Genomic DNA, 427 nt, shown 5'->3' with positions numbered 1-427 from the left:
CATCAGGTCTGGCCGCAATTTCCTGATCTCGGCGAGAACGTTGTCGCGCCATGTTGCGCAGGCCTCATACGGCTTACCTTCATCCGTCACCGCGGCAAGGGTGAAAGGGCATGCAGCCTTGGTGAAGGTGACCAGTTTCCACTTGCGGTCCCTGGCAATCTTGTCGATGGCCGGGATCCATTGTGCTGCGTGTGAATCGCCTGCGACGACAATGGTTCTGGTTCCCTGGGGATCGCCGAGCTGGCAGCCCACAGCTTGCGTGCTGTCCTGCTCCTGATGGCATTTCAGTCGATAGACGATCGGTACGTCACGCCTGAGTTTGCCGAGGGATGGCAGCAGTTCCACGTCGCGCGGAACCGAAGCGTTGGCAAGCAGCGCTGCCGGCCCTGGATAATTCGGTGTCCCGATCAGGCTGATATCGACGTCT

The 427-nt window shown here is 59.7% G+C and carries 1 protein-coding gene; it reads right to left on the bottom strand.

The genetic code is table 11. From position 1 onward, the window contains the following. The coding region (locus EOC83_RS33010; RefSeq protein WP_281034873.1) for an SGNH hydrolase domain-containing protein at positions 1-427 on the bottom strand (427 nt) is incomplete at both ends.

Source organism: Mesorhizobium sp. Primo-A (assembly GCF_003997175.1).
GTDB lineage: Bacteria > Pseudomonadota > Alphaproteobacteria > Rhizobiales > Rhizobiaceae > Mesorhizobium > Mesorhizobium ciceri.
Note: the sequence above shows the minus strand (reverse complement) of the source record. Positions and strands in the feature narration are given on the sequence as shown.